This is a genomic window from Delftia sp. 11MD, assembly GCF_050907895.1.
In the GTDB taxonomy this organism is placed as follows: domain Bacteria; phylum Pseudomonadota; class Gammaproteobacteria; order Burkholderiales; family Burkholderiaceae_C; genus Comamonas; species Comamonas tsuruhatensis.
In genome coordinates this window covers 3449322-3463584 of record NZ_CP194333.1, presented here as the reverse complement: position 1 = coordinate 3463584, position 14263 = coordinate 3449322, and the positions used below count along the sequence as shown (strand labels likewise).

General features: G+C 67.4%; 18 protein-coding genes and 1 pseudogene. 4 read left to right on the top strand and 15 right to left on the bottom strand.

Annotated features, from left to right (window positions below):
- The first annotated feature begins 77 nt into the window (after positions 1-77).
- On the top strand, positions 78-464 hold the full coding sequence (gene crcB, locus ACRSCF_RS15700) for a fluoride efflux transporter CrcB (protein ID WP_016445889.1): 387 nt from the start codon (positions 78-80) through the stop codon (positions 462-464).
- 178 nt (positions 465-642) lie between these two features.
- Complete coding sequence (locus ACRSCF_RS15695) at positions 643-1194, top strand: AAA family ATPase (RefSeq protein WP_016445890.1); 552 nt, start codon at positions 643-645, stop codon at positions 1192-1194.
- A gap of 57 nt (positions 1195-1251) precedes the next feature.
- Here the strand turns inward: ACRSCF_RS15695 and ACRSCF_RS15690 are convergent, their stop codons facing one another.
- The 3 genes from ACRSCF_RS15690 to ACRSCF_RS15680 all read right to left on the bottom strand — a co-directional run bounded on the left by ACRSCF_RS15690 (position 1252) and on the right by ACRSCF_RS15680 (position 3749).
- Positions 1252-2229 (bottom strand): FecR domain-containing protein, encoded by a 978-nt coding sequence (locus ACRSCF_RS15690; RefSeq protein ID WP_034363887.1) that lies wholly within the window; start codon positions 2227-2229, stop codon positions 1252-1254.
- 4 nt (positions 2230-2233) lie between these two features.
- Positions 2234-2710: a sigma-70 family RNA polymerase sigma factor gene (locus ACRSCF_RS15685; RefSeq protein ID WP_017405010.1), complete on the bottom strand. Its 477-nt coding sequence runs from the start codon at positions 2708-2710 to the stop codon at positions 2234-2236.
- Positions 2711-2867: 157 nt separating this feature from the next.
- Positions 2868-3749, bottom strand: a complete 882-nt coding sequence (locus ACRSCF_RS15680) for an AraC family transcriptional regulator (RefSeq protein ID WP_046239634.1) — start codon at positions 3747-3749, stop codon at positions 2868-2870.
- 141 nt (positions 3750-3890) lie between these two features.
- On the opposite strand from ACRSCF_RS15680, the gene ACRSCF_RS15675 reads away from it, so the two are divergent.
- Positions 3891-5072: an MFS transporter gene (locus ACRSCF_RS15675; RefSeq protein WP_034363889.1), complete on the top strand. Its 1182-nt coding sequence runs from the start codon at positions 3891-3893 to the stop codon at positions 5070-5072.
- 83 nt (positions 5073-5155) lie between these two features.
- On the opposite strand, the gene ACRSCF_RS15670 is transcribed toward ACRSCF_RS15675, so the two are convergent.
- Positions 5156-5563, bottom strand: coding sequence for a hypothetical protein (locus tag ACRSCF_RS15670; protein ID WP_016445895.1), 408 nt, complete (start codon positions 5561-5563; stop codon positions 5156-5158).
- 162 nt (positions 5564-5725) lie between these two features.
- On the bottom strand, positions 5726-6400 hold the full coding sequence (lexA, locus tag ACRSCF_RS15665) for a transcriptional repressor LexA (protein WP_016445896.1): 675 nt from the start codon (positions 6398-6400) through the stop codon (positions 5726-5728).
- Between the two features lie 98 nt (positions 6401-6498).
- On the opposite strand from lexA, the gene ACRSCF_RS15660 reads away from it, so the two are divergent.
- The gene (locus ACRSCF_RS15660; protein ID WP_034363891.1) at positions 6499-7488 is read left to right on the top strand and encodes an asparaginase; all 990 of its coding nucleotides are present in this window, start codon (positions 6499-6501) and stop codon (positions 7486-7488) included.
- Positions 7489-7578: 90 nt separating this feature from the next.
- Here the strand turns inward: ACRSCF_RS15660 and adk are convergent, their stop codons facing one another.
- The 10 genes and pseudogenes from adk to ACRSCF_RS15610 form a co-directional block, all read right to left on the bottom strand.
- Entirely contained in the window at positions 7579-8235 is a 657-nt protein-coding gene (adk, locus tag ACRSCF_RS15655; RefSeq protein WP_016445898.1) for an adenylate kinase, read from the bottom strand.
- A gap of 256 nt (positions 8236-8491) precedes the next feature.
- Complete coding sequence (kdsB, locus tag ACRSCF_RS15650) at positions 8492-9286, bottom strand: 3-deoxy-manno-octulosonate cytidylyltransferase (protein ID WP_034363893.1); 795 nt, start codon at positions 9284-9286, stop codon at positions 8492-8494.
- 53 nt (positions 9287-9339) lie between these two features.
- Positions 9340-9522, bottom strand: coding sequence for a Trm112 family protein (locus ACRSCF_RS15645; protein ID WP_016445900.1), 183 nt, complete (start codon positions 9520-9522; stop codon positions 9340-9342).
- A gap of 64 nt (positions 9523-9586) precedes the next feature.
- Complete coding sequence (gene lpxK, locus ACRSCF_RS15640) at positions 9587-10603, bottom strand: tetraacyldisaccharide 4'-kinase (RefSeq protein WP_034363895.1); 1017 nt, start codon at positions 10601-10603, stop codon at positions 9587-9589.
- 13 nt (positions 10604-10616) lie between these two features.
- The gene (locus ACRSCF_RS15635; protein ID WP_324623346.1) at positions 10617-11006 is read right to left on the bottom strand and encodes an ExbD/TolR family protein; all 390 of its coding nucleotides are present in this window, start codon (positions 11004-11006) and stop codon (positions 10617-10619) included.
- A gap of 17 nt (positions 11007-11023) precedes the next feature.
- Positions 11024-11458 (bottom strand): annotated as a pseudogene (locus ACRSCF_RS15630) (cytidylyltransferase domain-containing protein); the annotation flags it as partial.
- A gap of 53 nt (positions 11459-11511) precedes the next feature.
- Positions 11512-11694: a Trm112 family protein gene (locus tag ACRSCF_RS15625; protein WP_016445900.1), complete on the bottom strand. Its 183-nt coding sequence runs from the start codon at positions 11692-11694 to the stop codon at positions 11512-11514.
- A 64-nt stretch (positions 11695-11758) separates the two neighbouring features.
- Positions 11759-12775, bottom strand: coding sequence for a tetraacyldisaccharide 4'-kinase (lpxK, locus tag ACRSCF_RS15620; RefSeq protein ID WP_034363895.1), 1017 nt, complete (start codon positions 12773-12775; stop codon positions 11759-11761).
- Positions 12776-12788: 13 nt separating this feature from the next.
- Positions 12789-13214: an ExbD/TolR family protein gene (locus ACRSCF_RS15615; RefSeq protein WP_012205405.1), complete on the bottom strand. Its 426-nt coding sequence runs from the start codon at positions 13212-13214 to the stop codon at positions 12789-12791.
- A 22-nt stretch (positions 13215-13236) separates the two neighbouring features.
- Positions 13237-13869: a MotA/TolQ/ExbB proton channel family protein gene (locus tag ACRSCF_RS15610; protein ID WP_016445902.1), complete on the bottom strand. Its 633-nt coding sequence runs from the start codon at positions 13867-13869 to the stop codon at positions 13237-13239.
- Positions 13870-14263 lie beyond the last annotated feature (394 nt).

Genomic DNA, 14263 nt, shown 5'->3' with positions numbered 1-14263 from the left:
CGTGTCCTGCCGGTGGCAGGGCCGTGTCTTGATCCTGCCCGGCGCGCCCGTCCCGGTTGTTTGATGAAAGGACGGTCATGGGTATCTACGGTTTCATTTTGGTGTTCGTGGGCGGCGGCCTCGGCTCCGCGCTACGGCATGGTTCGAACCTGCTTGCACTGCGGCTGGTGGGCAGTGCCTATCCGCTGGGCACCTTGGCGATCAATGTGCTGGGCGCTTTCGTGATGGGGGTGGTGGTGGAGTGGTTTGCGCTCAAGACTTCGCTGCCGCAGAGTGCGAGGCTGTTCATCACCACGGGCATTCTGGGCGGCTTCACCACGTTTTCGACCTACGCGCTGGAGATCGGCATGCTGTACGAGCGCGGCGACTGGCTCGCTTCCGTGCTGTATGCGCTGGGTTCGCTGGTGCTGGGCGTTGCCGCGCTGTTTGCGGGGCTGGGGCTGGTTCGGATGGTGGCCCATTGAGGCACCCTGATTGCGCTATGCTGTGCGCCATGGCCCGCCTGAACGCAACGCAGATTATTCGCACCATCCATTGGATGGTGGGTTAGCCAGCGGCCTTCGGCGCCATGCAACCCGCCCAGAGGAGGCGGGTTTTTTCATTCCGCCTCCAGGGTTTTCACAAGCCTTTCAGGAGATGGATATGCAGGTTCTCGAACCGTCCCGCCATGCGGACGACGCCCAAGCCGATTCCCGCGCTGCGCGGCCGGCCACGCTGCACATGGTCTGCGGCAAGATCGGCTCGGGCAAGTCGACGCTGGCACGGCAACTGGCGGCGCAGCCCGGCACGGTGCTGGTCAGCGAGGATTCCTGGCTGGCCGGTTTGTATCCCGGCGAGATGCAGTCGGTGGCCGACTACGTGCGCTGCAGCGCGCGACTCAAGGGATTGATGGGGGCGCATGTGCAGGCGCTGCTGGATGCCGGCGTTTCAGTGGTGCTGGACTTTCCTGCCAACACGCTGGAAGGCAGAGGTTGGGCGCGCAGCGTGTTCGAGAGGGTGGGTGCCTCCCACCGCCTGCATTTCCTGGATGTGCCCGATGAGGTCTGCAAGCAGCGCCTGCGTGCGCGCAATGCGGCGGGGGATCATCCCTTTCAGGCCAGCGATGAGCAGTTCGACCTGATCACCAGCTACTTTGTCGCGCCTTGCGCACAGGAGGGCTTCGACGTTGTGCATCACCCGTATGTGCGGGCCTGACCGCAAAGGCCGTGCGGCCGCCGGCTCGCCCACTGGAACGCCTCCTCGATCGCCTACTCAATCCCCGCCAGACCGTGCCTGCACTTGCACCCAATAGCGTGTACGGGTGCTCAACTGCAAGGGGAAGCGGCTGACGAGCGCGGCCAGGGCGCGATCGGTGTCGTCCACGGGAAAGGCGCCCGAGACACGCAGGCCTGCCACCTCGGGCGTGCAGCCCAGGTAGCCGGGCCGGTAGCGGGCGAGGGCGTCGATCAGCTGGCCCAGCGGCATGTCCAGCGCGATCAGTCCGCCTTCGTGCCAGCTGGCGGCAAAGGGATCGGCAGACGCGGGTGGCTGGGCGGCGCTGGCCGAGAAGGCGGCGTGTTGCCCGGCCTGCAGCTCGGTGGGGGTGGCTTCGCTGTCCAGGGGCTGCAGGCGCACGGTCTTTTCCTGCACGTTGACATGGCACAGGCCGTCGTCCGCGACATGGACCGTGAAGCGCGTTCCCAGGGCCAGTACATGGCCTTGCGGGGTTTGCACACTGAAGGGGCGGCCCAGTGCGTCTGGCCCGGTGGCGACGAGGATGCGGCCGCGGTAAAGGCGCAGCAGGCGCTGGCGGTCGTCGAAAGCCACGTCCACGGAGGTGGCTGTATCCAGGGCCACCAGGGAGCCGTCGGGCAGCGTCAGGTCGCGGCGCTCGCCAGTGGCGGTGCGATGAGCTGCCTGCCAGTGCTCGAGCGGCGCGCCTTTCCAGGCGAGCCAGGCCGTGGCACCGCTGCCCAGGCCAAGGGCCACAGCACGCACCGCAGAACGGCGATTGGGGTCGGAGCGGCGGCCCAGCGCCTGGCGCGCCAAGGGTGCGGGCAGATGCGACAGCTGTGCGGTGACGGATTGCACGCGCAGCCAGGCGCGCTGGTGGGCGGGGTCGGCCTCGTGCCAGTCCGTCCATGCCTGCTGCAGGCTTGGCGTCACCGCGGTGCCGCGCAGTTTCACGTGCCAGGCAGCGGCCTCATGCAAGGCCCGTCGGTCGTTGCTTTCCAAAGATCCCTCGCCCATGTGGCTATGCCAGGACCAGGCAGCAATGCTCCATCGCCCGGGTCAGGTAGTTGCTGACGGTGCGCAGCGACACGCCCAGGCGCTCGGCGATCTCGGGGTAGCTCAGTTCCTCGAAATGGGACAGGACGAAGGCTTCGCGCACCTTGGGTGCAAGGCCCTGGAGCATGCGGTCCACGTCGAGCAGGGTCTGCTGGACGATGGCCTGCTCCTCGGGCGAAGGCGCCAGCGACTGCGGCAGCTGTGCAAGATAGTCCAGATAGGACTGCTCCAGCGTGCGGCGGCGAAACAGGTCGGTGACCAGGCCGCGGGCGATGGTGGCCAGGTAGCGCCTGGGCTCGCGGATGTCCTGCTGCGGCACTGGCGAGCGCAGCAGGCGCACGAAGGTGTCCTGGGCCAGGTCGGCCGCATCGTCACGGTTGCCCAGGCGCTTGCGCAGCAGGCTTTCCAGCCAGGGATGGTGATTCTGGTAGAGGCTGTGCACGGAGAGGGCTTGTGCGAAAGAAGCGGGGAGGCCGGGCGTAGAAGCCGAGATGGGCAACGTGGCGGTCTCGGTTGCAAAAGATAATAAGAATGCTTATCAATTATCTTTCACGCAGGCTTTACTCCTGAGGACTGGGTATCTTTCTGTTGCATGTGCGCTACAGGGAGATGCTGGCGGAACTTCCACGCCGGCCCTGCGCCGGGCGATTGCGCTGGTAGGCGCTGGGCGGAGCGCCAAAGCTGCGCCGGAAGACGGCGGTGAAGGCGCTGGGACTGTCGTATCCATGGGAGAGCGCCACTTCCAGGACCGAGGCGCCAGCGGCCAGCCGGGGCAGGCTGAGCAGAAGACGGGCCTGGCGGCACCATGCCCCGAAGTTCATGCCGGTCTCGCGCAGGAACAGGCGTGCCAGCGTGCGGGGATGCATGTGCAGCCGCTGTGCCCAACTGGCCAGGCCGGCGTCCTGCGATGGGTCGTCCACAAAGCTGCGGCAGCAGGCGGCCAAGGCGCCATGCCGGGGCATGGGCACGTGCAAGGACAGGGCGCGGGCGCGCTCCATTTCGTCGAGGATCAACTGCATGACACGCTCCTCCCTGCCGCCCAGCGGGTAGTCCATGGGCAGCTCGATGGCCTCCAGCACGAGTTCGCGCAGCAGGGGCGTGACCTGCATCACTCGGCAGTCTTGCCACAGGCCGGGCCGCAGCCCCGGCTCCACGAACACGGTGCGCATGGCCACGGGGCCGGCGGCCATGTGGATGGCGTGCAGGGCCTGTGGTGGAACCCAGACGGCGCATCCCGGGGGGACGACCCAACTGCCCGAATCCGCGCGGATCAGCATCACTCCCTCGGTGGCATGCAGCAGCTGGCCGCGGCGGTGGGCATGCGGTGCGATGGCAGCGCCGGCCGCCATGTCTGTGGCAAAGGCCACGACCGGGCGGGCCGTGTGCTCGCCGTGCGGGGGCAATGGAGCGGCCGCAGGCACGTCATCCAGGCAGGCGCGTGTGCGGGCATGGGAAAGTGAGCCACTTTGCCGGGTTGTCATTTTCTCGACGATTGTTGTTGCTTCGTAGCAGGAATGCAGATCATGCACTTTCTACGATGACCCACTTTCAATCCGCAGGAAAGTGGCAGGTATGGAGATGATTTCCCTTTCGAGAATGACGGACGTGACAGGAGGCAGGGCATGAACCGCGCACGTCTGGGGCTGCTTACGGGCACGCATGCCATCAACGACCTCTACCAGGGACTGGTTCCTGCGCTGTTGCCCTTCATGGTGCTGGAGCGCGGCTACAGCTATACGGAAGCCAGCGGCCTGATGCTGGCGGCCACGGGCCTGTCGAGCATGGTCCAGCCGCTGTTCGGCCTGTATGCCGACCGGTCGCCACGGCCCTGGATGGTGCCGGCCGGCTTTGTGGTGGCCGCCCTGGGCCTGGCCCTGGTGGGCATGAGCCCGGACTACTGGGTCAGCTGGTTGGCTGCCGTGCTGTGCGGCCTGGGGATCGCGGCCTACCATCCGTCCGCCACGGTGGCGGCCCGCATGGCGGGCGGCAGCTCGCAGAAGGCGATGAGCGTGTTTTCGGTGGGCGGAACGGCGGGGGCATCGTTCGCTCCCATGCTGGCGGCGGCCGTGGTGGGCGCAGGCGCCTTGCACCGCAGCTGGATGCTGGCCCTGCCTGCAGCAGCCATGCTGGTGCTCTGGTATGCATGTACCTGGCGGGATGGAGCCAAGGACCATTGCGCCATCCGGCGCCCGGCCGTGGCGCAGGGCGAATTGCCGGCCAACCACTGGCGCGCCTTCTTCCTGTTGTGCGGGGTCATCGTCTGCTGGTCGATTCCCTATGTGACGGTGCTGTCCACCCTGCCCATGTTCGTGACGCGCGAGCTGGGCGGCTCGGACTTCATGGGAGCGGCCACGCTGACCTCATTCACAGCCGCTGCGGCGGTGGGCACTTTGCTGGGGGGCACGCTTGCAGATCGCCGGGGGCGCATGCAGGCCATCCGCGCCGGCTACCTGTTGGCATTGCCTGCTCTGGCGGCCCTGGCCCTGGCCTCCACGCCATGGATGGCGCTGGCCTGCACCATGGCCCTGGGCGTGTGCATGTTTCTTCCGTTTGCCGCCCAGGTCACGCTGGCCCAGGACTATCTGCCGCGCAACCAGGCCACGGCCAGCGGGCTGACCCTGGGGCTGGCCATGTCGATAGGCGGCATGGTGGCGCCGTTGTTCGGCATGCTGTCCGATGCGCGCGGACTGCGTTTTTCGTTGAGCGTCGTGCTGTGCATTCTGTGCGTTGCCGCGGCGCAGGCGTGGTGCATGCGCAATCGGCGCAGCGAGGGGAGTGCTGCACCGGCGGCTGTCAGGGCCTGATGCGCAGCCCCTGCCGCTGGGCAAGGCAAGAGACAGGCCCGGGCTCTCGCAGACCGGGTGGACGGGTTGGTCTCAGGGCGACCTCAGGCCGGTGTCTGCGCGCCGTGCGCTTCCATGCGTTCCAGGGCGGCACAGACATCGGCCATGCGGCCCGAGATGAACAGGCATTCGGGCTGCTCCTGCGGCGAGCGCTGGATGATGCGCAGACCCGAAGGCAGGGCCTGATCTGCCGGAAGGGAGGGCAGTTCGGGTTGCAGGGGCAGCAGCAGCTGCGCATCCCTGTGTTCTGGTAGCCGTGCTGACTTGCTGCGCCGCTGCTGGCTGCGGCGGCGGGCCTTGCTGAAGGACAGGATGGTCGCCTGCTCGGATTGCACAGGCGATTCGGGCTGGATGGTGCGCATGGCGGGCTCCATGGCGGCGGCGGGCAGGCGAATGCCCTGTGCCAGGCGCAGGAAGGACAGAGAAGACAGTGTTGGCAGAGCGAATCCCATGTGACGACTCCTGTTGGCGTATTTCAAAGAGGCATGGACACAGGCAGGATTGCGGTTTGCGGGCAAAGCTCCGCCCAGGGCGAAGCTGCAAGGCTTCGCGCCTACCACCTGGGCGGTGCATGAAGTAGGGGGTGGCAACCCGTGCAGGGCTGCCTGTCCGGTTTACATGGACATGCTGTTGCGGATCAGCCCCACGGCCAGGCCTTCAATGGCAAAGGCCTCTTCGGGAGCGACGCGGATCACCGGGTAATCGGGGTTTTCCGGCAGGAGCTCCACGCCCTGCGTGGTGCGGCGCAGGCGCTTGACGGTGACTTCATCTCCCAGGCGTGCCACGACGATCTGCCCGTTGCGGGCTTCATGCGCGGACTGCACGGCCAGCAGATCGCCGTCCATGATGCCCGCGTCGCGCATGGACATGCCGCGCACGCGCAGCAGATAGTCCGGGCGGACCTGGAACAGGCTGGGTTCGACGGAATAGGTCTGGTCGATATGTTCCTGGGCGAGAATGGGCGAGCCCGCCGCAACGCGGCCCACCAGCGGCAGCATCAGCGGCGCCAGGGCCGACAGCGGCAGCCCGAAGCTGGTGCCGCGTGCGGCATTGATGTTGCGCACGGTGTCGGTACGCAGGCGAATGCCGCGGGAGGTGCCGCTGACCAGTTCGATCACGCCTTTGCGGGCCAGGGCCTGCAGATGTTCCTCTGCTGCGTTGGCGGACTTGAAGCCCAGCGTGTTGGCGATTTCCGCGCGGGTGGGGGGCGCGCCCGTGCGGGAGATGGCGGCCTGGATCAGGTCCAGGATCTGTTGCTGGCGGGCGGTGAGCTTGGGATGGTCGAGCATGGCGTGCGTCCGGTCCTTGAATTCAGATGGCAGGCAGAGAAGTCATCTGATGATTTATACAGTATCTGTATTTTTAACCAGTTTTCCAAGAGGTGCAAGTGGGGCAGTCAAAGTTGGTGATTCTTGGCACGGGCGGCACCATCGCCGGCCGGGCGGATTCGCAGTCGCAGGCAGTGGGATACAAGGCCGGACAGATCACGGTGCAGTCGCTGCTCGATGCCGTGCCGGATCTGGAGCAGCAGGCGCTGGGGCCTGTGCAGACGCAGCAGATCGCGCAGGTGGACAGCAAGGATATGGACTGGCCCGTGTGGCGCGCGTTGCTGCGTGCCTGCACGCAGGCGCTGGAGGATGCGGATACACGCGCCGTGGTGATCACGCATGGAACGGACACGCTGGAAGAGACGGCCTGGCTGCTGCACAGCCTGCTGCCTGCCACCAAGCCCATCGTGCTCACTTGCGCCATGCGCCCGGCCACGGCCCTGCTGGCCGACGGACCGCAGAATCTGCGCGATGCCGTGACCGTGGCCGCCAGCGGCGGGCGCAGCGGTGTGTGGGTGGTGGCCGGCGGCGAAGTGCATGCGGCGGCCCAGGTGCAAAAAGTCCACCCTTACCGACTGCAGGCCATGCGCTCCATGGAAGGTGGCCCGCAGGCCGTGGTGGAGGAAGGACGCGTGCGCTGGCTGGTGCCTGATGCGCCGGTCACGCCAGTCGCCCCCGTTGCGCGGATGGTGACTTCCGCTCCCGCTCTGTCTGACCTGCTGGCGCTGGATGAGCTGCCCTGGGTCGAGGTGGTGTTCAGCGGTGCTCTGGCGCGTGCCTGCGGCGTGGATGCGCTGGTGGCCGCAGGCGTGCGCGGCATCGTGGTGGCCGGCACGGGCAATGCGACCGTTCACGAAAGCATGGAAGCGGCCTTGCTGCGTGCGCGCGACAAAGGCGTCTGGATCTGGCGGGGCACGCGCTGCGCCGAAGGCCTGCCCGTTGCCTCGGGGCTTGGCACGGACCCCGCAGAGGCCGATCTGGTCCAACTGCCCGTGGCCAAGGCGCGGATTGCCATGATGCTGGCGCTGGCCGCGCAGCCGCGCGACTGATCCTCCGGGCGTCGCCGGCGCTTCAGATGCAGGCGGGCAACAAAAAAGCACCCGGCGGGTGCTTTTCTGGGGTCTGGCGCATGGCCTGCGTCATTCAGCCAGTGCTGCCAGGGCGCGCTGGGTGATGTCTTCCACCGAGCCCAGGCCGCTGATGGCGCGGTACTTGGGGGCTGCTGCGGCTTCCTTCTCGGCCCAGGCGCGGTAGTAGTCCACCAGCGGGCGGGTCTGGCTGCTGTAGACGTCCAGGCGCTTCTTGACCGTTTCTTCCTTGTCGTCCTCGCGCTGCACCAGCGGCTCGCCGGTCACGTCGTCCAGGCCTTCGACCTTGGGCGGGTTGAACGTGACGTGGTAGGTGCGGCCCGAAGCGGGGTGGGAGCGGCGGCCGCTCATGCGCTCGATGATGGCATCGAAGGGCACATCGATCTCGAGCACGTAGTCCAGCTTCACGCCGGCGGCCTTCATGGCGTCGGCCTGGGGAATGGTGCGGGGAAATCCGTCGAACAGGAAGCCGTTGGCGCAATCGGGCTGGGCAATGCGCTCCTTGACCAGATTGATGATCAGGTCGTCGCTGACCAGTTGGCCGGCGTCCATCACGGCCTTGGCCTGCTGGCCCAGGGGCGTGCCGGCCTTGACGGCGGCACGCAGCATGTCACCGGTGGAGATCTGGGGAATGCCGTACTTCTGGCAGATGAAAGCGGCTTGCGTGCCTTTGCCGGCGCCGGGTGCGCCCAACAAAATCAGTTTCATGGAAGTCCTTGAGGAGAGTAGAAATTCTTGTCTGCCGGATCGGCCCACCGGGGCGGACAGTCCATGCGTCATATTTTTGTCGCGGGCAAGGATAGCACGCACAGGGCCAACACTGGCTTACACGCACGGGGCAAAACTGTCGCCTGTGCAATCGCCAAAACCTGCGTTTTGCTGTCCGACAAAACCGCATGGGCGGTGTTGCTGCAAATGGCGATGCCCGGCATCGCCATTTGTGCGTTTTCAGCGGCCGGCCGATTCAGGCCGACGGATTGGACAGCTGGGCGCGCACCCGCTCCAGATCCTCGCGCGTGTCCACGCCAGGGCCGGGTGCATGGGGTGTGACATGGACGGCGATGCGGTGGCCGTGCCACAGCGCACGCAACTGCTCCAGGGCCTCCAGTGCCTCGGTGGGTGCCTGGGAAAGCTGGGGGAAGCTGCGCAGGAAGCCGGCGCGATAGCTGTAGATGCCGATGTGGCGCAGCGGTGCGAAGCCGGGGTGGCCCAACGCTGCCGATGCCGTCTCCCACCATGCCTGGTCCGCATGCTCGCGCGCGAAGGGAATGGGCGCACGGCTGAAATAGTGGGCCATGCCCTGGGCATCGCAGACGACCTTGACCACGTTCGGGTTGACGAAGTCGGCAAGGCTGTCAATGGCATGCGCCGCCGTTCCCATGCTGGCCGAAGGTTGCCGGGGCAGCAGGGCGGCCACGGCGTCGATGAGTTCGGGGGCGATCAGCGGCTCGTCGCCCTGGACATTGACCACGATGTCATCGCCATCGAGACCCAGCAGCGCGCAGGTCTCGGCCAGTCGGTCGCTGCCGCTGGCATGGTCGTTGCGCGTGAGCACGGCCGCCACGCCATGCGCGGCACAGGCGGCGAGGATGCTTTCGTCATCGGCTGCGACCACGCACCGTGCGGCGCCGCTGCGGCTGGCGCGCTGTGCCACGCGCACGACCATGGGAAGCCCTGCAATGTCGGCCAGGGGCTTGCCCGGCAGGCGGCTGGAAGACAGGCGGGCGGGAATCAGAACCGTGAAGGGCGCGGAGGACATGGTGCGTGCAGGAGTGAGGCGAAGGCGTGGGGCGGCGCAGGTGATGGGAAAAATCAGTCCTCGATCTCGTCGTCGTCCAGCGTGCGGGCCTCGGTTTCCAGCAGCACGGGAATGCCGTCGCGCACCGGGTAGGCCAGGCGCGCGCTGCGCGAGACCAGTTCCTGGTGCTCGCGGTCAAAGCGCAGCGGGCCTTTGGTGACGGGGCAGACCAGCAGTTCGAGAAGTTTGGCGTCCATGGCGGATCCTGTGTTTTGAAGGGAAAGGGCGGGCCGTGGCAGCCAGCCGAGACGGAGATGATAGTCAGGCGGGGCAGGGGCGCAGTGCCTGCAGCCGCTCATCCAGCAGCGCCCAGAAATCCGCCGGCAGCTGCAATTGCAGCGCAACCGCCCAGGCCTGGGGATGGGTGCGCCACAGCTTGACGGCATCTTTTTCGGTGCAGACCAGCGGGTCTTCGTTGCGCCCCAGGCGCTGGAAGCTCTCAAAATTATAGTGATCCGGCAGCGCCTGGACATGCTCCAGCGTCAGGCCTTGCTCGCGGGTCAGCATGGAGAAAAAGCCCTCGGGCCGGGCCACGGCGGCCACGGCCTCCACGGGCCGTCCGCGCAGGGTCGCCAGGGGAATGCGCTCACCGCGCGCATTGACGCCTTCAGCGGCCAGTTGGCGATGCATGGCAAAGGCGGGTGCATCCGTTGGCGGGCAGGTACCCGCGTGCAGCACGGCGGTGACGGGGCGCGGCCAGGGCTCGCGCAGCGGGCCGGCCGGCAGCAGCCAGCCGTTGCCGATGCCGTCGTCATTGAAGACGCACAGCTCGATGTCGCGGGCCAGGGCCAGGTGCTGCAGGCCGTCGTCGCTGATGACCACATCCACCTGCGGATGGCGGGCGCGCAGGGCCTGGACGGCCTCGATGCGCTTGCGGGCCACGAAGACCGGCACGCCGCTGGCACGCGCCAGCAGCGCGGGCTCGTCACCCACGTCGGCGGGGGCGCTGTCAGGACGGGCCTCGCGGCAGTCGTCCGTGCTGCGGCCATAGCCGCGCGAGACGATGCCGGGACTCCAGCCGCCATCGCGCAGATGGCGGGCCAGGGCGAGCGTGACGGGGGTCTTTCCGGCGCCGCCCGCAATCACGTTGCCGACGACGATGACCGGAATGCCGGCCTGGCCCCCACGCCTGAAGCCCAGTGCATATGGCAGCCGATGCAGGGCCAGCAGGGCACGGTACAGCAGGGACAGGGGAAGGAGCGCGCAGGCCAGCGGGCCGCGGCGGCGCCAGGCCGCGCGAAGCCCCCGGGCTGCGGGCGCAGGACCAGTCCGGGGCATGGCGGCCTTGCCTTCAGCGCCCGGCGCTGGCCGAGGTCTGCGTGGCGAAGGTGATCTGGGACAGTCCGGCGCGGCGCGAGGCTTCCATCACCGATACCACGGACTGGTGCGGCGCAGTGGCATCGGCGCTGATGATGACCACGCTGTCCTTGCCGGCGACGGCCGCTGCGGCCAGCGCCTGGGTCAGGCCGGTGACGCTGCGGTCTTCCACGGCGGTCTTGTTGATGGCATAGCGGCCATCGGCTGCGATGGCGACGATGATTTCGCGGGGCCGGTCGCGCTGCTGCTCGACGTCGGCCACCGGAAGGGTCAGCTGCAGCTCGGTGAACTTGCTGTAGGTGGTGGACAGCATCAGAAAGATCAGCACCACCAGCAGCACGTCGATGAACGGGATCAGGTTGATCTCGGGCTCGTCACGGCCACGTTCGGGTTGACGAAGTCGGCAAGGCTGTCAATGGCATGCGCCGCCGTTCCCATGCTGGCCGAAGGTTGCCGGGGCAGCAGGGCGGCCACGGCGTCGATGAGTTCGGGGGCGATCAGCGGCTCGTCGCCCTGGACATTGACCACGATGTCATCGCCATCGAGACCCAGCAGCGCGCAGGTCTCGGCCAGTCGGTCGCTGCCGCTGGCATGGTCGTTGCGCGTGAGCACGGCCGCCACGCCATGCGCGGCACAGGCGGCGAGGATGCTTTCGTCATCGGCTGCGACCACGCACCGTGCGGCGCCGCTGCGGCTGGCGCGCTGTGCCACGCGCACGACCATGGGAAGCCCTGCAATGTCGGCCAGGGGCTTGCCCGGCAGGCGGCTGGAAGACAGGCGGGCGGGAATCAGAACCGTGAAGGGCGCGGAGGACATGGTGCGTGCAGGAGTGAGGCGAAGGCGTGGGGCGGCGCAGGTGATGGGAAAAATCAGTCCTCGATCTCGTCGTCGTCCAGCGTGCGGGCCTCGGTTTCCAGCAGCACGGGAATGCCGTCGCGCACCGGGTAGGCCAGGCGCGCGCTGCGCGAGACCAGTTCCTGGTGCTCGCGGTCAAAGCGCAGCGGGCCTTTGGTGACGGGGCAGACCAGCAGTTCGAGAAGTTTGGCGTCCATGGCGGATCCTGTGTTTTGAAGGGAAAGGGCGGGCCGTGGCAGCCAGCCGAGACGGAGATGATAGTCAGGCGGGGCAGGGGCGCAGTGCCTGCAGCCGCTCATCCAGCAGCGCCCAGAAATCCGCCGGCAGCTGCAATTGCAGCGCAACCGCCCAGGCCTGGGGATGGGTGCGCCACAGCTTGACGGCATCTTTTTCGGTGCAGACCAGCGGGTCTTCGTTGCGCCCCAGGCGCTGGAAGCTCTCAAAATTATAGTGATCCGGCAGCGCCTGGACATGCTCCAGCGTCAGGCCTTGCTCGCGGGTCAGCATGGAGAAAAAGCCCTCGGGCCGGGCCACGGCGGCCACGGCCTCCACGGGCCGTCCGCGCAGGGTCGCCAGGGGAATGCGCTCACCGCGCGCATTGACGCCTTCAGCGGCCAGTTGGCGATGCATGGCAAAGGCGGGTGCATCCGTTGGCGGGCAGGTACCCGCGTGCAGCACGGCGGTGACGGGGCGCGGCCAGGGCTCGCGCAGCGGGCCGGCCGGCAGCAGCCAGCCGTTGCCGATGCCGTCGTCATTGAAGACGCACAGCTCGATGTCGCGGGCCAGGGCCAGGTGCTGCAGGCCGTCGTCGCTGATGACCACATCCACCTGCGGATGGCGGGCGCGCAGGGCCTGGACGGCCTCGATGCGCTTGCGGGCCACGAAGACCGGCACGCCGCTGGCACGCGCCAGCAGCGCGGGCTCGTCACCCACGTCGGCGGGGGCGCTGTCAGGACGGGCCTCGCGGCAGTCGTCCGTGCTGCGGCCATAGCCGCGCGAGACGATGCCGGGACTCCAGCCGCCATCGCGCAGATGGCGGGCCAGGGCGAGCGTGACGGGGGTCTTTCCGGCGCCGCCCGCAATCACGTTGCCGACGACGATGACCGGAATGCCGGCCTGGCCCCCACGCCTGAAGCCCAGTGCATATGGCAGCCGATGCAGGGCCAGCAGGGCACGGTACAGCAGGGACAGGGGAAGGAGCGCGCAGGCCAGCGGGCCGCGGCGGCGCCAGGCCGCGCGAAGCCCCCGGGCTGCGGGCGCAGGACCAGTCCGGGGCATGGCGGCCTTGCCTTCAGCGCCCGGCGCTGGCCGAGGTCTGCGTGGCGAAGGTGATCTGGGACAGTCCGGCGCGGCGCGAGGCTTCCATCACCGATACCACGGACTGGTGCGGCGCAGTGGCATCGGCGCTGATGATGACCACGCTGTCCTTGCCGGCGACGGCCGCTGCGGCCAGCGCCTGGGTCAGGCCGGTGACGCTGCGGTCTTCCACGGCGGTCTTGTTGATGGCATAGCGGCCATCGGCTGCGATGGCGACGATGATTTCGCGGGGCCGGTCGCGCTGCTGCTCGACGTCGGCCACCGGAAGGGTCAGCTGCAGCTCGGTGAACTTGCTGTAGGTGGTGGACAGCATCAGAAAGATCAGCACCACCAGCAGCACGTCGATGAACGGGATCAGGTTGATCTCGGGCTCGTCACGGCGGCGGGGACGGAAGTTCATGTCAGGTCTCTCGCGTGCTGGTTCACTTGCCGCCGACGCGGGTGAGGTGGCGCACGAACTGTTCGGAAGCCAGCTCCATGCCCAGCAGGTAGCCGTCGACGCGGGCGCGGAAGTAGCGCCAGAAGATCAGGGCCGGAATGGCGACGATCAGGCCGAAGGCCGTGTTGTACAGGGCGATGGAGATGCCGGCCGCCAGCTGGGCGGGGTTGCTGCCGCCGGTGGCCGATGCGCCGCCTTGCGAGCCGAAGATCTCGATCATGCCGATCACCGTGCCCAGCAGGCCCAGCAAAGGGGCGGCAGAGGCGATGGTGGCCAGTGCGCTCAGGTGCTTTTCCAGCGTGTGGGCGGCGGCGCGGCCGGCGCCTTCCATGGACGCGCGCAGCTCTTCCTCGCTGCTGTCCGGATGGGCCTGCAGTGCGCGCAGCCCGCTGGCCAGGACCTCGCCCAGCGTGGAGTTCTGTGCCAGTTGCTGCACGACTTCCTGACTGGGCAGGCCGCGCGAGGACACGGAAATCGCCTCGCCCAACAGGGCAGGCGGCGCAACACGGGCTGTTTTCAGCGCCACGAAGCGTTCAAAGACCAGGGCCAGAGCCAGGATGGAGCAGGCAATCAGTGGCCAGATCGGCCAGCCTGCGGCTTGTATGATCGACAGCAAGTTGTTTTCCCCCCGCGTTTAACTGCAGCCGACGATTATGGCCCAGCCATGTGGCCGGTCCAGGCGTCCCGGCTGCGCGATCGGCCTAAAACTGTGACCGGGCGCAGCATCCAGGCAACGGGCGGTGTCCCGGTTTCCGGCCTCGGGCTTGCTCATATAGCACAATTTTCTGTGGATAACTTTGTTATCAAGCTGCCTGCGCAGATGCGGCGGCGACGGCGAATGACCACTGTGACAAATGTGAATTCTTTGTTTCAGTAAAAAATCTCTTATTAATCAAATGCTTGCGAGGTATTCTTGAGATTGCTTGTGCAAATCATCGCCAAAGTGCCTCTTCAAGGCTGCATCTGCCGGCCTGTGGAGAATGTTGCACTGCATGCTGACCGGGAGCCCG